Source organism: Massilia sp. Root133, assembly GCF_001426525.1.
Taxonomy (GTDB): Bacteria; Pseudomonadota; Gammaproteobacteria; order Burkholderiales; family Burkholderiaceae_D; genus Telluria; species Telluria orientalis.
In genome coordinates this window covers 68,553-88,689 of record NZ_LMEW01000014.1, presented here as the reverse complement: position 1 = coordinate 88,689, position 20,137 = coordinate 68,553, and the positions used below count along the sequence as shown (strand labels likewise).

The following is a 20,137-nucleotide window of genomic DNA, read 5'->3' as shown; positions in this document are numbered from 1 at the left end:
ACGACCGCTCCATGAATACCGGACCGCCAGCAAAACGGTCCGGGGAGACGCAACTAAGTGATCAGAACGAGGTGCGCAGGGACATGGTGTAGCTGCGGCCCGGCTTGTTCTCGTCGAAGATCGCGTTGGAGAACGCCGTGTAGTTCTGGCTCTTCGCGTTGTTCAGGTTCCAGACGCTGACCGTCAGGTCCGCGTTGTAGCCGAAGCCGAACACCTTCTGCAGGTTCATGCCGGCCGACATGTCGACCTGCGAACGCCCCGTCGAATACGCATACACGCCATTGCCCAGACCCGTGTTCGTGTTGCTGATCAGGCTGGACTGGTACTGGCGCGACACGCGCAGGTTCAGGCCGTCCTTCTCGTAATACACGGTCAGGTTATTGGTGCGCGGCGGGACGCCGGCCACCGGCGGTGCGCCCGCGGCTTCATCCTTCTGCTTCGTGTACGTGAAGTTGCCCGTGAAGCCGAAGCCTTTCACCGGGAGCATGTCCAGCGGCTGCTGCCACGTGAATTCCAGGCCGCGTACCTTCAGCTTGGAGTCGATCATGTACGGCTCGGTGATGATCACGTGCTTCTTGTCGCGACCGCCGGCGGCGTCCACGGCCGCCTGCTGCGCGTCCGTCAGGCCCACCGTGCCGTAGATCTTGTCCAGGTCGGACAACGTGTAGTCGATCTGGCGCTGGCCCGGGCGGCTCACGATGTCCTTGGCGAAGCCGGACAGCGCGACATAGCCTTCGCGGCTGAAATACCATTCCACGCCCGCGTCCAGGTTGTTGGCCTTGAACGGCTTCAGGTTCGGGTTCGTCACGTTACCCTGGTTCACGCCCTGGTCGCCGATCGAGAGCTGGGTCTGGTGCAGGTCGGCCGGGTTGGCGCGGGTGAGCGACTTGGAGCCGGACAGGCGCGCGATCACATTCTTCGTCAGGTTGTACGACAGGTTAAACGACGGCAGGATGTTGTGGTACTTCGTCGATTCGTACACCCAGGTCTGCAAGTCCGGGTAACGGCCGCCCTGTTGCAGGCCCTGGGCGGCGTTGCGCGGGTCGGGCGTGTTGACCGGGGCGCCGATCGTCTGCTCCGTCGTCGCGTAGCGCACGCCGGCGTTGTAGCGCAGCGTGCGGCCGAACACGGGGAAGCGGCCATTGGTCGAGAGGTAGAACGCCGACACCTTCTCGCGCAGGTAGCCGCCGTTGGTCGTCGGCGCGGCGAAGAACAGGTTACGGTAGTGCTGGTAGTTGGTGTCCTGGGCAAACTTGTCCCAGTCGATCGTGATGAAGCCGTGATCGCTCTTGTGGACATACTTCGCCAGGTCGCCGTTCGTGACGGCGGAGCCCAGGTAGGTCAGCGGCGCCGTCTGGCCCTGCGTGTAGCCGGTGCCGTAGCCGGGGTAGGTGCCGGCCGGGATCGGGCCCGGCGCGAAGCGGCCGTCGCACTGGCCTTGCAGCGCCCGGTCCGGCTGGATGAACTGGTAGCTGGTCTGGTTGCCGCAGGTGTAGTTCATCCACGCGTCGGCGTTGCCGTAGTCCGTGTAGCGGCGCGTGATGTCGTCGAACGAGCCGCCCACCTTGATCGCGAACGTGTCGTCGCCCCAGTTCAGGTTCAGGCGCGAGCCCTTGGTCGTGTTGCGGCGCTGGTAGATGTCGCCGCGCAGGCCGGACAGGCCCTGGCCCGGCTGGTACCAGCCGAACTTGGTCGGATCGTTGATGTCGATGTTGCTGGACATGACCGGAATCTGTCCGGGCGTCGTGTTGTCGTACTTGACGACGGTCGGCGCCGACTGCGTCGCCACCAGCACGGTCGGCATGTCGCGGTAGAACTCGCTGTCCGTGTAGTTGACGTGGCCGTCGATGGTCAGGCGGTCGGACGCGTGCCACTCGAAGCCCGGATTGATGCTGCGGAAGTGGGTGTTTTCCTTCATCGGGCGGAATTCCAGGCCCCAGAAGGTATTCGCCAGCGTGCCGCCCGTGATCGTGCAGTAGGCCGAGCAGTCGCTGCGGTCGAACGTCAGGCCGATCGGGATCGGGGTGTTCGCGCGCATGCCGGCAGCCATGTCTTCCTGCTGCATCTTGTTGCCCTTCTGGGCGAAGATCAGGTCCGTGTAGACCATCCAGTCCTCGTTCGGCTGCCACTGGAAGCTCAGCGTCTCGCCGCGGCGGCGGCGCTCGCCGTCGTACACCAGGTAGCGCGGCAGGCGGCCCATCAGGCCGTTGTCGATCTGCTGGATCGTCGCGCCCGGGTTCAGCGCCAGCAGCATCGCGCGGTCGATCGGCGCGCCCGGCTTCAGCACGGCCTGCGCGTACGCCGGCAGGGACGACAGGTCCATGCCGCTGGGGACGGTGGTCGGGCTGTTGAAGTAGTCGCCGCCGATCGAAGCCGGGTCGGAGGCGTTGCGCTGGTCCGCATTCAGGCGGAACGTGCGCATGTCGACGGTCTGGAACACGTCGGTATGGTATTTCGTGTTACCCCAGGCGAAGCCGAACAGCGCACCGACCTTGCCGAAGCGCGTGTTCCACGTGTTGCTGACGAGGGCCGAGCCCGTGTTGCCCCACTTGCCGTCCTTGTCGCGGTAGTTGCCGCTGGCCGTGAAGGCCGAACGGAAGCCGTTCTTGTCGAACGGGCGCACGCTGCGCATGTTGACGGTACCGGCCACGCCGCCTTCGCTGATGTCCGCCTGCTGGCTCTTGTACACGGTCGCGCTGCGGAACAGTTCGGACGGCAGGAAGTCCATGTCCACTTCGCGGTTGGCGCTGATGTTGCCGCCCCAGCTGCCGGCCGAAGCGGACGCCATCGGGGCGCCGTTCAGCAGCACGCGGGTGAACGCCGGCCCCATGCCGCGGATCGAGATGTTCATGCCTTCGCCGTCGATCGACGCGCGGGTCACGGTGACGCCCGGCACGCGCGACAGCGCGTCGGCAATGTTCGGGTCGGGGAATTTGCCCATGTCCTCGGAGAACACGGTGTCGGTGAGGCCGTTGTTCTCGCGCTTCTCCAGCGCGGACAATGCCAGCGAGCTGCGGTAGCCCGTCACGGTAACGGTCGGGGCGCTGCCCTGCGCCTTCAGTTCGGTGTTGTCCTGCGCCCAGGCGCTGGACACGAGGCCGGCCAGGACGGTCAGTGCAAACGCGTTGCGGCAATACGGCGCCTTGCGCCGAGCGGCGCTGTTCCAGTGGTGCATCATTTGTCTCCTCTCTCTTCTTCTCTAGCGGCCTTGTGGCCTTTTTGGTCTTGCAGTGAGATGGTCGGTGCTGCGTTCATTTTCCGGTAACGGTTCTCCTTGTTCGGTATTTTTTTGCGCTCGCCCTAACACAAAATGTTAAACGCTAACATTTTTGGCCACGGCACGAACTGCGCCGGACTATCGATGAAAACACCCGAAAAGCTTGTTGTTCAAGTACGACGTCTGACATGTAAGTACCATACTTGAGTAAATATCATCGAACCAATAAATTTTTTTTCGCTATCGATACTCGAATTCATATCCCTCGATTCATAGACGAGGGCGCTCCCTCTGAGATTTGCTATCCGCTACCATAAAAATCGTGTTAGCGGTGTTATGCGATAACAACACATAGGATGTCTGACCTTATTCGAGCTGCATGCATCATCGGGTTTGTGTCCGAATGTGTCGTAATTCCCCGTCGACACATTGCCGGGGTTTCCGGACATGCAACGGACAATCCCCCGACACACCGGACTGGTCTCATGACGTTCACCGACGCGCCGCGTCGAATAACCGAAGGAGAGACCGATGAAGACGACCCACACCGCGCTGGCCGCCACGCTGGCCCTGACCCTGTGCGCCGGCGCCCAGGCCGCCGAAGCGAAGAAGCCGACCGAGAAATGCTATGGCGTGGCGCTGGCCGGCCAGAACGAATGCGCGGCCGGCGCCGGCACCTCGTGCGCCGGCACGGCGAAGAAGGATTACCAGGGCGATGCCTGGATGCTCGTCGAGAAAGGCACGTGCACGAGCATCAAGACGCCGCAGGGCTACGGCTCCCTCACGCCGCGCAAGTAAGCGATGAACGCGACCATGAAAACGCTCGTTGCCGCCATTGCCGCCGGTGCGTTCGCCCTGCCCGCGCTGGCCGCCAATCCGGCTGCCGCAGCCACGAAGAACATCGTGATCGTGCCCGGCGAGTTCATCGATGCCTCCGGCTGGCACGTCGTCCACGACATCCTGAGCCAGAAGGGTTACCACGTGACCGTCGTGCCGGCCGCGCACGCGACGTTCGAGGGCGACGTCGCCCTTGCCCGCCGCGTGCTGTTCCAGCAGTTCGGCAACGTGGTCCTCGTCGGCAACGGGATCGGCGGCGCCGTGATCGGCAACGCCGGCGGCGGCGCGAAGGTGAAGGCCCTCGTGTACGTTGCGGCGCTGGCGCCCGAAGTGGGCGAAAGTCCCCTGCAGCTGCTGCGCGGCCCGGACGGCATGCCGGCGCCGATCGAGGCCGATTTCGCCGGCTACCACTGGGCCGACCGCGCACGCTTCCACGACGACTTCGCGGCCGACCTGACGCCCAACCGCGCCAACTTCCTGGCTGCGTCGCAGACGCCCGTCGGCCTCGCGTTCCTCGGCACGCCCAGTTCCGCGGCGGTGTGGCACGCGAAGCCCAGCTACGCCGTCGTCGCGACGGAAGACCGCATCCTCGCACCGGACACGCAACGCATGATGTACCGCCGCGCCAGGGCGCAGATCGTCGAGATCCGGGGCAGCCACGCCGTCCACATGTCGCGTCCCGAGGACGTGGCCCAGGTCATCGAACGGGCCGCCCGCGACACCCTTTGATTTACCCACACCACAAGGAGAACACCATGAAAGCACAACGTACGAACCGCGTCGGCCTGGCCGGCGCCGCCGCCCTCCTCGCCATCGCCACTCTCGGCATCGCCAATCCGTCGCACGCAGCGGACAACGGCAAGGAACAGCCGGGCCGCTGCTACGGCGTCAACGGCTGCAAGGGCGAAAGCCTGTGCGCCACGGCGAAGAACGATTGCAAGGGCCTGAACCAGTGCAAGGGCCAGGGCGTGATCGTCAAGACGCCGACGGAATGCAAGGCGCTCGGCGGCACGCTGACCGAGAAGGAATGACAGCACGACGTCGCCCCCGCGCAGGCGGGGGCGACGTATCACTTTCGACAATGAGCGAGCCATGCCAGCCCATCCCTCCCCACCGACGTTCGCCGGCTACGGCCTCGGCCTGCGGCGCGAACACTACCGCGACTTCCTCGAGACGCACGTCCCCGTCGACTTCGTCGAAGTCATCTCCGAAAACTTCATGGTGGCCGGCGGCCAGCCGCTCGACATCCTGCGCCGCGTGCGCGAACGGCATCCGGTGGCGCTGCACGGCGTGTCGATGTCGATCGGTTCCGCCGACGGCCTGCGCCGCGACTACCTCGTGCGCCTGAAGGCGCTCGTCGCCGCGGTCGATCCCCTGTATGTGTCGGATCACCTCGCGTGGTCGCGCATCGGCCGCTTCAACTCGCACGACCTGCTGCCGCTGCCGTACACGGACGAAGCCCTCGACGTCGTCTGCACGAACATCGCCCGCGCCCAGGACGCGCTGGGCCGCGCGCTGCTGTTCGAGAATCCGTCCAGTTATCTCGCCTTTGCCGGCGCGCCCATGACGGAATGGGCGTTCCTCGCGCGCATGTGCGAGCGCACGGGTTGCGGCCTGCTGCTGGACGTGAACAATGTGTACGTCAGCGCCGCGAACCACGGTTTCGATCCGTTCGCTTATCTCGACGGCATCCCCGCGCAGCACGTGCGCCAGGTCCACCTCGCGGGCCACAGCCAGGGCGACGGGATGCTGATCGACACGCACGACCAGCCTGTGCCCGATGGCGTGTGGGCCCTCTACGCGCACGCCGTCGCGCGCTGCGGCCCCGTCGCGACGATGATCGAGCGCGATGCCGACATCCCGCCGCTGTCCGGGCTGCTGGCCGAACTGGCGCTCGCGCGGCGCCTCGGGCTCAGGGAGGCGGCATGAATTTGAACATGATGCAGCGCGACTTCCGCCGCTGGCTGACGACGGCCGACATGGCCAGCGCACACCGCCTGGCCGCCGATCGGCGCGGCCTCGACGTCTACCAGAACAACTACCGCGTCCAGCTGATGGGCTGCCTGGAAGCGACCTATCCGATTCTCCGCTCGTTCATCGGCGACGCCGCGTTCCACCACGCGGCGGCCGTGCACATCCAGCGCAACCCGCCGCGCGCGTGGACGCTGGATGCCTACGGCGCCGGTGTCGAGGCGACGCTGCGCACCGTCTTCCCGGACAATCCGGACCTGCACGAACTGGCGTGGATCGAGTGGTCTCTGGCGACGGCTTTCGTCGCGCGCGACGCCGCGCCGCTGGATCCGGCCCGCCTCGCGCACGCCGACTGGGACCGCGCGCGCCTGGGCTTCGCGCCGTCGCTGCACATGGCGCGGCTGACGACCAACGCGGCCGACATCTGGTCCGCGCTGCAGGACGGCATCGAGGCGCCCGAGGCGGCGATGCTGCCCGCGCCCGCAGGCGCGATCGTCTGGCGCCGCGGCCACGTCGCGCGCCTGCGCGTGCTCGCGGCTGCGGATTTCGAAGCGCTGCAGTTCGCCCGCGCCGAAGGGAGCTTCGGCGCGCTGTGCACGTGGCTCGTCGACCGCCTCGGCGCGGACGACGGCATCGCCAGGGCCGGCGCGCTGCTCGCCGACTGGATCGGCAACGAGCTGCTCACGCGCGTGAGCGGCATCCGTCAATCATGAAAGGAACCACCATGCTGAATACTGCCCGCCTGCTGCCCGACGCCACGCTGCTGCTGCTCGACCGCGTGGCCGTCGCCGCGATCTTCTTCCTGTCCGGGCGCACGAAGGTGCAGGGCCTGTTCACGATCAAGGCGTCGACGTACGAATTGTTCCGGTCCGAGTATGCGCTGCCGCTGATTCCGCCCGAACTGGCGGCGCAGATGGCGGCGGCGGCGGAACACGTGTTCCCGCTGCTGCTCGTGCTGGGACTGGGCACGCGGGGCGCGGCGCTGGCGCTGCTGGGGATGACGGCCGTGATCGAGATCTTCGTGTATCCGGATGCGTGGCCGACGCATTTGAGCTGGGCGGCGCTGCTGTTGCCGCTGGTGGCGAAGGGAGGTGGGAATTGGTCGCTGGACCGGGTAACAGGGAATTGGCGGGCTCGGGGAGCCCACCCTACGCATCCGACGCGGCCGTAGGGTGGGCATTCGAGGCCGAGGGCCTCGAATGAAACGTGCCCACCATGGGTACCGCGATTACTTGCCGACGACTTTCATGAGCGACGGCAGGTTCTTCGCCAGGTTCGCATCGCCGCCGCGGGCCTCGAGCTTGCCGGCACCGTCGTTCCACTGCAGACGGGTCGTCGTGCCCTTGCCCTTCTCGTAGTCGTACGACACGCCGTCGTCGTCATACAGGTCGAAGGACGCGTCGCGGCCCGGGTAGACCTTGACCGAAGCGATGCCTTGCTTCGTCGCGGTCGACTGGATCTCGGTGCCGAACGGGACGATCGAACCGGCCTTCACGAACACCGGGATCTGCGAGATCGGTGCGGCGACCTTGACCCACTGGCCGCCGGCGAGCTTCTCGTCGGTCCAGAAGTTGTACCAGTCGGTGCCGGCCGGCAGATAGACGTTCTTCTCCGTCTGGCCCTGCTCCGTCACCGGCGCCACCAGGAACGCCGGGCCGAACATGTATTGCGTGCCGATGTTGGCGACGTTCGGGTCGTTCGGGAAGTCCATCCACAGGGCGCGCATGAACGGTGCGCCCGTGTCGTGCGTGAACTTGGCCTGGCTGTAGATGTACGGGATCAGCTGGTAGCGCAGCGTATCGTAGCGGGCCAGGATGGTTTCCGCCTGCTTGCCGAAGGACCAGATGTCCGTGTGCTTGTGCTGGCCGTGCAGGCGCAGCGTGGGCAGGAACGTACCGTACTGGAACCAGCGGGTCAGCAGCTCCGGATAGTCGTCGTTCTGGCCGACGACGTCGCGCGCATCCGACGGATCGAGCAGCGGCGGCTTGGTGCCGTCGCTCTTGCCCGGAATCGCCTGCCAGCCGCCGATGTCGTTACCCCACAGCGCGATGCCGGACGCCGTCATGTTCAGGCCCGTCGGGATCTGGCGCTGCAGCGCTTCCCACGTCGCGTTCACGTCCGACGACCAGAACAGCGCGCCCGTGCGCTGCGAGCCGAGGTAGGCGGCGCGCGACAGGATCAGCACGCGCTTGTTCGGCTTCCACGTGCGCATATTGTCGGCGAAGCCTTCCACGTGCAGCAGCGGGAACAGGTTGTGGTAACGGTCGCCCGAGCCGATCGAGTAGAAGTAGCCGTCCGGGACGAGGTCCGGTTCGGTCTCGTCCAGCCACGGGTAGTCGAAGCCGTGCGACAGGATGTTGTCGCGCGATTTCTCCCAGAACCACTGGCGCGCTTTCGGATTGGTCGCGTCGATCAGGCCACCGGTGCGGTCCGAACGGAACGGCAGGCCGTCGACGGTCTTGCCGTCCTTGTCCTTCAGCAGATAGCCCTTCGCATCCAGCTCGTTGAAGTAGCGGCCCGCCGTTTCATAGCGCGGCCAGATCGAGACGATCGACTGCATGCCCATGTCGTGCAGCTGCTTGTTCATGCCGTCCGGGTCCGGGAACTCGGCCGGGTTGATGTCCATCTGGCCCATGCGGGTCCAGTAGAACCAGTCGACGACCATCACGTCGAGCGGGTATTTTTTCTGGCGATAGGTGTTCGCGACGCGCAGCACTTCCTGCTGGCTGTCGTAGCGCGCCTTCGACTGGATCAGGCCGAACGCGGCCTTCGGCGGGATCGGCGTCTTGCCAGTCAGGCGCGCGTAGCCCGAGTAGATCTCGTCGGTGGTCTTGCCCGTGATGACGAAGAACGACACGCGCTCGCCGACGTTCGACTGGAAGCTCGTGCGTCCGTGGATGCCCGCGTTGAAGCGCGTCGCCGACGGGTTGTCCCACACGATACCGTAGCCCTTCGACGACACCATGAACGGCACGCACACGGATTCGCCGGTCGGCGCGTCGTACCAGTGCTTGCACTCGAGCGTGCGGCCGCGCAGGTCCAGGGGACCCGTCGATTCCTGGTTCTGGCCCATGCCGTAATAATGCTCGTCGCGGGCGGCGGCAAACGATGCGCCGACCTGGTACGTCTTCTCGCCGGAGACGGTCTGCGGCGACATCTCCCAGCCCTGCATCTCGAGGATCTGCTCGCCCTTGGCGTTCTTGACCTGCAGGCCCACCGGCGCCAGCGACGGCGCGAAGTATTTCTCCGGCTGGCTCGGCGTGCGCGCCGGCGGTGCCGCGTTCACGTGCACGGTCATGCCATTGGAGGTGAACGTGTCGCCGTCCTGGCCCGCGGCGTGGCGGAACGCGCCGTTGTCCGCGTTCTTCTTCAGGATGCCGTAGCCCGGGCCCTTGAGGACTTCGTCCTTGTCGACGGCGATCGTCACGTGGACGATGTTCGGGCCATACGCTTCCACCGACACCCAGGCGCCGTTGCGGTCCAGGGTGGTCAGCGGAGCGGCGAAGGCCGCGGGTACGATGGCGAGCGCCGATGTTAGCGCAATCAGCGTGCGGTGCAGGGTAAGTCTCATCCAGTCCTCTATCGCAGGGGGTAAATCGGGCGACGCGTTCGCGGGTGGCGGCGATGGGCCGGAGAGGCTGTCATTACGGGCCGTATGACCCGTGGCCCGCGCGCGGCGGGCGGTTTCGGACGTCTCCTCGGCACAGTACTGCCGGAAGCGGCGGCGTGCGCGTTATAGTTGAACTGTTATTGTCGCTGTTAGCGATCACATACGCAATCGCTAAAAACGCCGAAGGGAGGAAAATAATGCGTTGCTATACGCTACCATCCGACAATTCGGGGTCAGAGCACATTTCGGCGCAAATTCAGGGTCAGAGCCCTTTTTGGAGCAAGGTCTTGCACGAACATATCCGCGGCGCCGACGGGGGGCGACGGCACCACATGCCGGCAAGATGGCACATCTCGTGGTTCCGTTATTACATGCCGAGATATTGATCCGAAATGTGCTCTGACCCCGATTTCGCTGACCCCGATTTCGAGCGACAAAAAAGGGCCGCCCCTTGGGACGGCCCTTCGATCAGGCGACGCGGCAGTGCCGCGCCGTCATCACTTCATCAGAACTTGTAGCGCGCGCCCAGCATGTAGCGCGGGCCGCCGGTCGTGACCTGCAGCACCTGCTGGTCGCTGCGGCCGTGCGTGCGCTGGGTCGAGTCGGTCAGGTTGATCGCCTCGAGCGACACGGACAGGTTCTTGTTGACGTTGTAGCCGATCGACAGGTCGGTCTGGCCGTACGGCTCGACGTATTGCGGGTTCGGCTTGCCGTTGTCGGCCACGTTCGCCAGGAACTCGCCGCGCCAGTTGTAGGCCAGGCGCACCGACCACTTGTCGTCCTCGTAGATACCGACCAGGTTGGCGGAGTTCGACAGGCCGACCAGCGCGAACTGGTTACCCGTGCCCAGGTTGTCGTACTTGAGGTCCGACTTCACGTACGTGTAGTTCGCCTGGAAGCCGAGGCCGTTGCTGAACATGTGCTGCCAGTTGACTTCCGCACCCTTCAGCGAGGCCTTCTTCTGGTTGATGTACGTCGTGATCTGGTACGGCAGCGCCGGGTCGCCCTGCACGCCGGTGATCGTGCCGGTGTAGTGCCCTTCGCCGTTGATGCCCGTCGACGTCACGCCCGGCTGGCCGTTGAAGTTCTTCAGGATGTAGTCGCGCATGCACGTCGTGTCGGTCGCCACGCAGCCCGACGCGATCGCGGACTTCCAGTAGGCGCCGCCCACCGGCGTCAGCGCCGTCGGCGACGGCGACGTGACGACGGTCTGGCCTGCGTAGTCGGACAGGTCCTTGTGGAACAGGCCCAGCGACACCATGCTCTGCTTCGTGTAGTACCACTCGGCCGACAGGTCCAGGTTCTTCGACTTCACCGGCGTCAGCGCCGGGTTGCCGCTGCTGCCCGTCACGCCCGTCACGCCCGCCGTCGAGCTGTACGTGGTACCGCCCTGGATCTGGTCGTAGCGCGGACGGCCGATCGACACGCCGTAGCTCGCGCGCACCTTCAGGTCGGAACGCAGGTCCATGTCCCAGTCCACGGTCGGCAGGAAGTTGCTGTAGTTGCCGTGCTGGGTCTGGAAGACCTGGCTGCCGAAGTCCACCGGCAGTTCGTTCTGCGAGATCCAGCGCACGCCGACCGGCAGCTTGGCGAGGCCGGTCGAGGCGACGTCGGTCTTCTCGTAGCGGAAGCCGATACCGGTGTGCATCGGCAGCGCGGTATCCCAGTCGGTGTTGAACTGCATGTACAACGCCTTGGTCTTCTCGATCGTGGTGCGGTCGAAACTCGGGTTCGCGAGGCTCGGGGTGTAGCCGGCCTGGTCGCCCGTGACCTTGATCGCGTTGTCGCGCACCTTGGCGAAGTCGAACAGCATGAACTGGTTGTACATGCGCGGATCGCCCGAACCACCCAGCTTGCTGAAGTACTGGCTGATGGAGTCGGCATGCCACAGGCTCTGGTCATAGTCGACGCCCGCGTTGTTCGACGTACCGCCCGCCCACGTGTCGCGCTGCACCTGCTGGAACACGGAGTGGTTGTTGACCTTCGTGTGCGACAGGCCGAAGTTCAGGTTCGACGATTGGAACAGCTTCAGGCTGCCGCCGGCCTGGATCTGGTCGATCTTCATCTTGTTCAGGCCATCCTGGAACCACGAACCGGACACCTGGTTCGGCGAGGCCTGGTAGTTGGCGCCGCCCGGGATGACGAGGATCGGCATCTCCTGCGAGAAGTCGACGCCGGTCGTGTTGCGGCTGAAGGTGACGGTCGCGAGGTCGTTGTTCGAACCGAACGGGCTGTCCTTCTCGGCCTTGGCCTGCGAGTGGTGCATGTCCAGCGACAGGCGCAGGGCCGGCGAGGCGCGCCACTGCGTGTTGAAGCCGATCGAGTCCAGGGTCGACTTGGTGGCGAAGTTACCGCCGTTCATCGCCAAGTCCTGGTTCTTCACCTGCTCTTCATAATAGATCGGCGATGCGAGCGGGCCGTTGGTCCAGCTGCTGGTCTGGGCGTTCAGCGGGTGATTGAACCAGACCGACAGTTCGTGGTACTTGGTCTGGATCTTGTTCTGCGCGTACGTGTAGTCCAGCGTGGTCGTCAGTTCCTTGACCGGGCGGAACTGGAACGTCAGCTGGCCGTTGGTACGCTGGCGCTGCGAGCCGCGCACGAAGTACGACAGGTTCTGCGGCGTCAGGTAGATGTCGGACGCCTTCGGCGGATTCGTCACGCCGGCGCCGTTCGCGGGGATCGGACCCGGGTCGTCGCTGACGGTGTTGCCCTTGTACGGGCCGAGCCAGCCGTTGGTGATGGCCGCCTGGTTCACGCCCAGGTTGCGCGACTGGTAGCTGCCGGTGACGGCGAGGCCGAACATGCCGTCGTTCCACGTGGTGCTGTACAGGCCCGAGACTTCCGGCGTGACCTTCTTGCCGGCGTCGATGGACGGCAGGTTGTTGTTCGACTTGTCGTACACGGCCTTGACGCCGATGCTGGCCTGGTTGCCCAGGTCGAGCGGACGGCCGGTCATGATGTTCAGCGTGGCGCCGATGCCGCCCGGGGGCGTGTCGGCGCGTGCGCTCTTGTACACCTGGATCTGCGACACGGCTTCCGAAGCGAGGTTCGAAAAGTCGAATGCGCGGCCGGCCTGGTCGGCCAGGCTGGCGGTCGGCATCTGGCGGCCGTTCAGCAGCACGACGTTCAGGTCGGGGCCGACGCCGCGCACGGTGACGTTGGCGCCCTCGCCGCGCGAACGGTCGATGGACACGCCGGAAATGCGCTGCAGCGATTCGGCGAGGTTGGTGTCGGGGAATTTGCCGATGTCGTCGGCGACGATGCCGTCGACGATACCATCGGAGTTACGCTTCAGGTTCAGCGTGGACTGCATGCTGGCGCGGATACCCTTCACGACGACTGTGTTCGTCGCGACGCCCTGCACCGGCGCGGTGACGGCCGGGTCGTTGGGCGATGCGATGCCATTGGAAGCACCATTGCTCGCGTCCTGTGCGAATGCCGGTGCGACCAGGGCGGCGCAGGCGCTCGCAACGGCGAGGCTGATCAGGCGGTGCCTGGTGTTCAGGTGGTGGGTAAAGACCTTCTTGGTGTGCAGCACTGTGTCTCCTCTCGTCTCTCGAAAAAAACGCCGCGCCCGCCGGGCGGCGACGTCCGTGGTGGTGGTACTACTCCTGGCGTATCCGCTTCATGGATTGACTCTTTGGTCACTGATAGCGGACATCATTTGTTTAAGATTAAGAACATTACTTCCATTGGTCAATCGGTCGAACCAAAGTTTGCACGCTTCGGAGGCGTCCGCGCACCGGTTTGGACGGTGGTTATTCGTGAGAATGATGTATTACGTAACATACGTACGACCATGCCCGGTTTTTGTTCAAGAAATCGATTTCATAGATAAATCAATCACTTCGTTCGGAACCGCTACAAAGCCCATCCCGTTATACTTTTCACCAGCCGACAGCGCGGGGGTTATGATTATGCATAATGCATGACCAACAAAATTTTCCAATCTGTTGCATAATCATCACAACCCACTTGATTTTTCCCACCCATGCCCGTTACCGGTGACCAGCAACTCCTCAAGCAACTGAACCGCATGGCACTGGTTCGCCAGGTCAGCATCCAGCCGGGACTGTCGCGCGCGGCGCTGGCCGACGTGCTGGGTTTGACGAAATCCACGATCAGCCTCCTCGTGCGCGAACTGGTCGACGAAGGCTGGCTCACGGAAAGCGAACTGCTCGTGACGGGCGAAGTGGGCCGGCGCGCCACGCCCCTGCACCTGGACCCGTCGCGGCTCGCCCTGCTGGGTGCCGACCTGGGCGTGGACGAGGCCCGCGTCGTCGCGACGAACCTGCTGGGTGAAGTGCTCGACACGCGCATCCTCACGTACGAAGACCCGGCCGATCCCGCCTCCTGCATCCGCCTCGTTGCGCTCGCGCTCGTGAAACTGGCGAAACGGCTCGCCCGCCCTGCCGGCCACGGCAAGCCGCGGCGCGTGCTCGGCGTGGGCATCGGCCTGCACGGGGCAGTCGACGAGGCCCTGGGCCTGCTGCGCCACGCGCCGCACCTGGGCTGGCGCGACATCGACGTGGCCGGCATCGTGCAGACGCACGTCGCCGGCTCGCCGCTGGACGGGCTGCCGCTGTACATGCAGAACGAGGCGAACGTGGCGGCGCTGGGCGAATTCGAATTCGCCGACCAGTCGGGCACCGATCCCCTGATCTACCTGTCGATCGGGTATGGCGTGGGCGCCGGCGTGATCGTCAACGACCGCCTGCTGACGGGCCTGCACGGCTATGCCGGCGAGGTGGGCCACGCGATCCTGCAGGCCGGCGGCCCGCTGTGCCAGTGCGGCCGGCGCGGCTGCGCCGACGCGCTGATCGGCCTCGGCTCGCTGCTGGGCCGCGAACGTCCCAGCCATCCGGCGCTGGAAAACCTGTTCCGGCGCGTGGCCGACGGCGACCCGGCGACCTGCGCCGCCGTGGACGCGGCCGGCCGCCAGCTCGGCATCCTGCTGAACAACCTGTGGGCCGGCTTCGACCCGATGGCGATCGTCATCGGCGGCCCCGCGCTGCAACTGGGCGACACCTTCATCGAACCCGCGCGGCACGTGCTGGCCGCTTATGCGCACGCCGCCATGCTGTCGCCGCCCGACATCCGCACCTCGCACTTCGGCGCCCAGGCCGTCGCCGTGGGCGCCGCCGCGCTCGCGCGCTACCGCGTCACGCGTCCGCTCGACGTGCTGCGCATCGAGCGCGAGACCGGCCGCGCTACGGCCACCCGTCCGGCCGGACTCGCGCTGTCGCACTGACCGCACCATCACAAGGAATAGAATGACCGCTGACACGATCAATGTTGGACTCATCGGCTATGGCTTCGCCGGCCAGGTCTTCCACGCGCCGCTGCTGCGCACGACCCCGGGCCTCGCCATCGCCGCCGTCTCCAGCCGCAATCCGGACAAGGTACGCGCCGACCTCGGCGCCGTCGCCGTCCATGCCGAGCCGGCCGCCCTCCTCGCCGATCCGGACGTCGCCCTCGTCGTGCTGGCCAGCCCGAACGTGACGCACTATCCGCTGGCGAAGGCCGCGCTGGAAGCCGGCAAGCACGTCGTCGTCGACAAGCCGTTCACGGATACCGCCGCACAGGCCGCGGAACTCGTGCGCCTGGCCGAGGACCAGGGTTTGCTGCTGAGCGTCTATCACAACCGCCGCTGGGACAGCACGACGCGCACCGCGCTGCGCCTGCTGGCCGACGGCACGCTGGGACAGGTCCGCCATGCCGCGATGCACTTCGACCGCTTCCGCCCGCAACCGCAGGCGCGCTGGAAGGAAGAGGTGGAGGCCGGCGGCGGTATCTGGATGGACCTGGGCCCGCACCTGATCGACGAAGCCCTGCTGTATTTCGGCGAGCCGCTCGCCATCGAGGCCGACCTGCCGGTCCTGCGTCCCGGCGGCCGCTGCGAAGACCAGTTCCAGGCGCGCCTGCGCTATGCGGACGGCCTGCGCGTGGACCTCGGCGCGAGCATGCTGGCCGCCGTCGCGCGCCCGCGCGTGGCGCTGCATGGATTGAACGGGAGCTGGGTCAAGCAGAGCCTCGACCCGCAGGAAGCGGACCTGATCGCGGGCCGCATGCCCAGCGGCGATGCGGCCGCGTGGGGCGTCGACGGGGAAACCGGCGTGCTGGCCGTCCAGCGCGACGGCAAGGTGGCGCCGGCGCCGCTGCCGACCGAAAACGGCGCGTACCCGTCGTACTACGCCGGCATCCGCGACGCGCTGCTCGGCAAGGCGCCGAATCCCGTGCCGGCGCACCAGGCGCTGACCGTCATGCGCCTGCTGGATGCCGGCCGCCTCAGCGCCGCGGAACGGCGCGAAGTGCTGCTGTCCGACATCCCGGCTTAAGCCTGCCCTGCCTCCAGGTTCGCGCGCACCCGCTCCAGCAAGTCGAGCAGGGTCGCGCGGTCCGCCTCCGCAATCCCCTCCAGCGCCGTCTCGGCCAGCGCGCCGTCATGGCGGTGCAGCGCCGCGAACATCGCCTTGCCCGCCTCCGACAGCGACAGCCGCGTGCTGCGCTTGTCCGTCTCGTCCGCGATCGCGTCGAGCAGCCCGCGGTCGCGCAGGCCGCGGATCAGGCGCGCCAGCTGCGCCTTGTCGCGTCCCGAATGCGCGGCGAGGTCGCTCTGCGTCGCACCGGGCCGGCGCGCGAAGAAACCCAGTACCTTGATCTCCATGTGCGCCAGGTCGTGCGGCCCCGCGCGCAGGCTGCGCTGCTGGGCCGAACGGTACAGGTGCATGATCGCGTGGACACGTTCCAGCACCTCGAGCGCGGGCGATGGAGGATTTTGGTTGACTTCATCAACTATATTTCGCATAATGGGCAGGTAGGTGACATTATCAACTAATTGGAGCAACGATGCAGACTGCGGATCACTTCGTACGCCGCGTACGCCACGAACTCAAGCTGCGCGACCTTACCGTGGCGCGCATCGAACGCCTGGGCGACGGCTTCGCCGCCATCACCTTCACGGGCGACGCGCTGGCCGATTTCACGTCCTTGTCGTTCGACGACCACGTCAAGTTCATGTTCCCGGACGCGGAGGGAGAGCAGGTGAGGCGCGACTATACCCCACGGCGCTTCAGCCGCGAAGCCCTGGAACTCACGATCGAGTTCGCGCTGCACGGCGACGGCAAGGCGTCCGACTGGGCACGCAACGCGGTGGTGGGGCAGCGCGCCCTCCTCGGCGGGCCGAAAGGTTCGATGATCGTGCCGTTGAAACTCGACTGGCACCTGTTGACGGGCGACGCGACCGCCCTGCCCGCCATCGCGCGGCGGCTGGAAGAACTGCCGGGCGGGAGCCGGGCGATCGTGCTCGTGCACGCGGCGCCGGCCGACCGGCGCGTGTTCGCCGGTGCGGCCGACGTGGACCTGCGCTGGTTCGATACGCCGGAGGCGCTCGTCGCCGATCTGCAGGCGCTCGCGCTGCCGCCCGGCCGCGGATTCGCGTGGGGCGGCGGCGAAGCGTCATTGATGGCGCGGGTGCGCCAGGTGCTGAACCAACAGGGCGTGCCGCGCGAGGCGACGCGGGTGTCGGCGTACTGGAAACAGGGCGTCGCCGAGCACCACGAGAACCTCGAATAACGATGTCAGGCTTTGCGCCGGCGCCGCGCCGTCATCAACCCGGCCAGCGACACGCCCATCAAGGCCAGCGACCCCGGTTCCGGCACCGTGAACTCGTCCATCGCCCACGCCGTCGGGCTGCTGTTGTAAACGACGAGCGTATCGATGCCGGCCCAGTCGAGCTGGATCCAGCGCGGCGCCGTCGTGTCCAGCGTGAACGCGCTTGACGCGAACAGCAGCTGGCCGTTGCGCCAGCCTTCGAACGAGATCTCCTGGTCGACCCACGCCGACGTGAACCACGCGCCCGTGTACTCCCACGCGTTGCCGTCCGCCTTCGTGATCGTCGCAGGGTTGCCGTACCAGTTATAGGCGACGTTCGACTGCGACACGGCGCCCGCCTCGAAGCCGCTGCCCGGATACGCGGCGGCGCTGACGGTCCCCATGTTGTCCCAGTTGAAGCCCGCGTAGCCGGCGTCGATGGGCAGCGACTCGTCTCCCGACAGGTCGTCGAAATGGATGACCGTCGCATGCGCCAGCGCGCAAGTCGCCATGGCCAGCAGGCCGATGATCGTCTTCTTCATGTCCATCCCTTTCAGTGTGCGATTCCGGCGACTTCGGCATCGCTCAGGGCCGCGTTATAGATGCGCAGTTCGTCGATCGCGCCCTTGTACGGCGTGTCCCAGTAATTCACGCCCAGCGCGAAGGTGCCGGTCGTCGTCGTGAACACGTTCGGGAAGTTCGTGCCGGAGAAGCGCTTGACGCCGTTCACGTACACGTTGACAGCGCCGTTGTTGACGGTGAACGCCACGTGCGACCACTGGTTCACGGGGATGTTCATGCCCAGTCCCGCGTCGTACCAGGCGGCGCCCGACCACAGCATCGACGCGCCGCCCACGCCGCCATGCCCCATCGGCAGGAAGCTGACCCACGAATCCGTCGTGCGCGCGCCGAAGAACGTCGTCGTGAACGCCGTCAGTTGCGCGGGTTTCAGCCACATCGCGACGGTGTACGTGTTCGACGAGATCAGGCCGTTCGGCAGGCGCACGCCGGTCGCGCCGTCGAACACGGCCGCGTTGCCGCGCATGCCGGCGCCGTACGTCAGGCTGCCGCCCGCCGTGTCGATCTTGCCGCCGCTGACCGAGCCGGCCGCGAAGGCGCCGTTCGAATCCGCGAGATTGCCGTCGAAGGCGTAGTACGCGACGAGACCGCCCAGCTTGCGCACGGTGACGGTGAACGTCTTCGCCAGGGTGGCCGTGCCCTTCGTGATGCGCGCGGTCAGCGTGACGTTCACGGCCCCGCTGGCCGGCGTCGTCACGACGCCCGTGTTGCTGACCACCGCCGGGTTCGACGACGTCCAGCTGATGACGGCATTGCGGGCCGCGCTCGTCGGCAACGCGAGGTTACCCGTGACGGCCGTCGTGGCGCCGAGGCTCAGCTCATTGTAGATGGCGGTCGCGACCTGCATGTCGGTGCGCGGGATCAGGCGGCTGCCGAAGATGGCGACGCCTTCGCGCGACGACGCAGTGAACGTCGTCACGTACGACTTCGACGTCTCGTCCCACTGCGTCAGCAGCACGCCCTTGTACGTCGACGCGCCCGGCAGGTTGATCTCGACCTGGTTGGTACCCATCCTGCGCCACGTGCCGGTCACTGCGCCGGTGATGCTGCCGTTGGCGTTCAGCGTGATCAGCTGCGACTTCTTGATGGTCGCCGTGATGTCCTTGCCGTGGTTGACGTACAGGTAATCGCCGAACACGAATTCCGGACGCACGGTCGCCGCCGTCTCGTTCGCGTAGCGGTACGGCGCCACGACGGGCCAGCCGTCCGCGTTCATGAACATCTGGTGCACGCGCACCTCGTGCTGCTCGCCGCGTTCCGGGAAGCGCGTGTGGAAGATCAGGAAGTGCTTGCCGGTCGCCGGGTCGTACCAGGCCGAGTTGTGGCCTGCCGAGACATAGCCCGTGCCGATGCCGGTACCCGCCTCGCCCAGCTTGCGCTCGAACAGGAAGTTACCCATCATCTTGACGCCGTAGGGCGCGATCGACGCGTCGTCGAACAGCGGCTTGCTCGGATCCGACTTCACGTTCGCCATCGCATTGCCCTGGGCGTCGTAGTACGGACCGTCCGGATTGGTCGAGCGCGCGACGCGCATGTTGTAGCCGCCGTTGGCATCGAGGCCGCCGAACGACGTGAACAGGTAGTAGTACGACGTGGCCGGGCTGTACATGATGTACGCGCCTTCGATGCGCGAGTGGTTGCCGCCCGTGAGGCGCTTGCCGTAGCCCTGGTTCGGATACGGGAAGCCGGTGGCGGGGTTCATCTGCATGATGAAGATGCCGCCCGAGTACGAGCCGTAGACCATCCACAGCTTGCCCGCGTTGTCGAAGAAGACGTTCGGGTCGACGGTGTTCGGGTGCTTCAGCGCGTCGTAGACCGTGCCGTCGTAGCTCGCCTGGCCCCACATGCCCGACTTCAGGATCACGCCCTTGTTGACGTACGGGCCTTCCGGACTGTTCGCGACGGCGATGCCCAGCGCGGACCGGGGCGCGTCGCCCTGGCAGGCGTCGTAGTACATGTAGTACTTGCCGTCCGCGAGCTGGCGCACGTCCGGCGCCCACAGGGTCGTCGTGTTCGCCCATGCGAAGGTCTCGGCCAGCTCCGTGTAGACATTCTTCGAGCCGTTCAGGAACAGCGGATTGGTGGCGCTGACGCCGTCCGTCATCTGCGTCCACTTCATGAGGTCCTTCGACTTGGCCGACGCGAGGTGCGAGCCGAACACGTAGAACGTGTCGCCGGCCTTGAGCACCGACGGGTCGTGCACGGACGCGTTCTGGAACGTGGGGAGCGTGGCGCCCGCCTGGGCAAATGCATTGGCGGCGATGAAGCAGGACGCGAATAGCGCGCCCAATCCCGCCAGGGACAAGGGTTTGTTCACTGTAGTCTCCGTC

The 20,137-nt window shown here is 66.1% G+C and carries 15 protein-coding genes; 9 read left to right on the top strand and 6 right to left on the bottom strand.

All coding sequences use genetic code 11. The features are described 5' to 3' along the window. Window positions 1-61: 61 nt before the first annotated feature. Complete coding sequence (locus tag ASD28_RS14275) at window positions 62-3,178, bottom strand: TonB-dependent receptor (protein WP_056128898.1); 3,117 nt, start codon at window positions 3,176-3,178, stop codon at window positions 62-64. A 570-nt stretch (window positions 3,179-3,748) separates the two neighbouring features. Between ASD28_RS14275 and ASD28_RS14270 the strand changes: the two genes are divergently transcribed. From ASD28_RS14270 to ASD28_RS14245, 6 genes are all read left to right on the top strand, one after another. Continuing rightward, window positions 3,749-4,015, top strand: coding sequence for a DUF2282 domain-containing protein (locus ASD28_RS14270; RefSeq protein ID WP_056128893.1), 267 nt, complete (start codon window positions 3,749-3,751; stop codon window positions 4,013-4,015). 15 nt (window positions 4,016-4,030) lie between these two features. Further along, window positions 4,031-4,783 (top strand): alpha/beta hydrolase, encoded by a 753-nt coding sequence (locus ASD28_RS14265; RefSeq protein ID WP_056128890.1) that lies wholly within the window; start codon window positions 4,031-4,033, stop codon window positions 4,781-4,783. A 26-nt stretch (window positions 4,784-4,809) separates the two neighbouring features. Then, a complete protein-coding gene (locus ASD28_RS14260; RefSeq protein WP_056128887.1) occupies window positions 4,810-5,085 on the top strand; it encodes a hypothetical protein in 276 nt (91 codons plus the stop codon). A gap of 61 nt (window positions 5,086-5,146) precedes the next feature. After that, window positions 5,147-5,983 carry a DUF692 domain-containing protein gene (locus ASD28_RS14255; RefSeq protein WP_056128886.1) on the top strand — a complete coding sequence of 279 codons (837 nt, stop codon included), beginning with the start codon at window positions 5,147-5,149 and terminating at the stop codon, window positions 5,981-5,983. After that, window positions 5,980-6,738, top strand: a complete 759-nt coding sequence (locus tag ASD28_RS14250; protein WP_056128883.1) for a DNA-binding domain-containing protein — start codon at window positions 5,980-5,982, stop codon at window positions 6,736-6,738. Before ASD28_RS14255 ends, ASD28_RS14250 begins: the two co-directional genes overlap by 4 nt. 11 nt (window positions 6,739-6,749) lie before the next feature. Next, window positions 6,750-7,196 (top strand): DoxX family protein, encoded by a 447-nt coding sequence (locus ASD28_RS14245; protein WP_229412092.1) that lies wholly within the window; start codon window positions 6,750-6,752, stop codon window positions 7,194-7,196. Between the two features lie 57 nt (window positions 7,197-7,253). On the opposite strand, the gene ASD28_RS14240 is transcribed toward ASD28_RS14245, so the two are convergent. Continuing rightward, the gene (locus ASD28_RS14240; protein WP_056128878.1) at window positions 7,254-9,596 is read right to left on the bottom strand and encodes a glycoside hydrolase family 31 protein; all 2,343 of its coding nucleotides are present in this window, start codon (window positions 9,594-9,596) and stop codon (window positions 7,254-7,256) included. Window positions 9,597-10,140: 544 nt separating this feature from the next. Beyond that, complete coding sequence (locus tag ASD28_RS14235) at window positions 10,141-13,173, bottom strand: TonB-dependent receptor (RefSeq protein ID WP_229412093.1); 3,033 nt, start codon at window positions 13,171-13,173, stop codon at window positions 10,141-10,143. Between the two features lie 453 nt (window positions 13,174-13,626). Between ASD28_RS14235 and ASD28_RS14230 the strand changes: the two genes are divergently transcribed. Together ASD28_RS14230 and ASD28_RS14225 are read left to right on the top strand one after the other, a co-directional pair. Next, window positions 13,627-14,886, top strand: a complete 1,260-nt coding sequence (locus tag ASD28_RS14230; RefSeq protein WP_082577233.1) for an ROK family transcriptional regulator — start codon at window positions 13,627-13,629, stop codon at window positions 14,884-14,886. A 22-nt stretch (window positions 14,887-14,908) separates the two neighbouring features. Continuing rightward, the gene (locus tag ASD28_RS14225; RefSeq protein WP_056128873.1) at window positions 14,909-15,973 is read left to right on the top strand and encodes an oxidoreductase; all 1,065 of its coding nucleotides are present in this window, start codon (window positions 14,909-14,911) and stop codon (window positions 15,971-15,973) included. On the opposite strand, the gene ASD28_RS14220 is transcribed toward ASD28_RS14225, so the two are convergent. After that, window positions 15,970-16,389, bottom strand: coding sequence for a MarR family transcriptional regulator (locus tag ASD28_RS14220; RefSeq protein WP_229412094.1), 420 nt, complete (start codon window positions 16,387-16,389; stop codon window positions 15,970-15,972). The two genes, ASD28_RS14225 and ASD28_RS14220, sit on opposite strands and share 4 nt — an antisense overlap. A 95-nt stretch (window positions 16,390-16,484) precedes the next feature. Here ASD28_RS14220 and ASD28_RS14215 point away from each other — a divergent pair, with 95 nt between their 5' ends. Continuing rightward, window positions 16,485-17,210: a siderophore-interacting protein gene (locus ASD28_RS14215; RefSeq protein WP_056128867.1), complete on the top strand. Its 726-nt coding sequence runs from the start codon at window positions 16,485-16,487 to the stop codon at window positions 17,208-17,210. Between the two features lie 5 nt (window positions 17,211-17,215). Here the strand turns inward: ASD28_RS14215 and ASD28_RS14210 are convergent, their stop codons facing one another. Both ASD28_RS14210 and ASD28_RS33190 read right to left on the bottom strand, forming a co-directional pair. Then, a complete protein-coding gene (locus tag ASD28_RS14210) occupies window positions 17,216-17,770 on the bottom strand; it encodes a PEP-CTERM sorting domain-containing protein (RefSeq protein ID WP_162252937.1) in 555 nt (184 codons plus the stop codon). A gap of 11 nt (window positions 17,771-17,781) precedes the next feature. Further along, complete coding sequence (locus ASD28_RS33190; protein ID WP_056128861.1) at window positions 17,782-20,124, bottom strand: family 43 glycosylhydrolase; 2,343 nt, start codon at window positions 20,122-20,124, stop codon at window positions 17,782-17,784. Window positions 20,125-20,137 lie beyond the last annotated feature (13 nt).

Excerpts from the sequence above, each read along its gene's own strand:
- ASD28_RS14275 (WP_056128898.1), bottom strand. The coding sequence starts at position 3,178 with ATGATGCACCACTGGAACAGCGCCGCTCGGCGCAAGGCGCCGTATTGC.
- ASD28_RS14270 (WP_056128893.1), top strand. The coding sequence starts at position 3,749 with ATGAAGACGACCCACACCGCGCTGGCCGCCACGCTGGCCCTGACCCTG.
- ASD28_RS14265 (WP_056128890.1), top strand. The coding sequence starts at position 4,031 with ATGAAAACGCTCGTTGCCGCCATTGCCGCCGGTGCGTTCGCCCTGCCC.
- ASD28_RS14260 (WP_056128887.1), top strand. The coding sequence starts at position 4,810 with ATGAAAGCACAACGTACGAACCGCGTCGGCCTGGCCGGCGCCGCCGCC.
- ASD28_RS14255 (WP_056128886.1), top strand. The coding sequence starts at position 5,147 with ATGCCAGCCCATCCCTCCCCACCGACGTTCGCCGGCTACGGCCTCGGC.
- ASD28_RS14250 (WP_056128883.1), top strand. The coding sequence starts at position 5,980 with ATGAATTTGAACATGATGCAGCGCGACTTCCGCCGCTGGCTGACGACG.
- ASD28_RS14245 (WP_229412092.1), top strand. The coding sequence starts at position 6,750 with ATGCTGAATACTGCCCGCCTGCTGCCCGACGCCACGCTGCTGCTGCTC.
- ASD28_RS14240 (WP_056128878.1), bottom strand. The coding sequence starts at position 9,596 with ATGAGACTTACCCTGCACCGCACGCTGATTGCGCTAACATCGGCGCTC.
- ASD28_RS14230 (WP_082577233.1), top strand. The coding sequence starts at position 13,627 with ATGCCCGTTACCGGTGACCAGCAACTCCTCAAGCAACTGAACCGCATG.
- ASD28_RS14225 (WP_056128873.1), top strand. The coding sequence starts at position 14,909 with ATGACCGCTGACACGATCAATGTTGGACTCATCGGCTATGGCTTCGCC.
- ASD28_RS14215 (WP_056128867.1), top strand. The coding sequence starts at position 16,485 with ATGCAGACTGCGGATCACTTCGTACGCCGCGTACGCCACGAACTCAAG.
- ASD28_RS14210 (WP_162252937.1), bottom strand. The coding sequence starts at position 17,770 with ATGAAGAAGACGATCATCGGCCTGCTGGCCATGGCGACTTGCGCGCTG.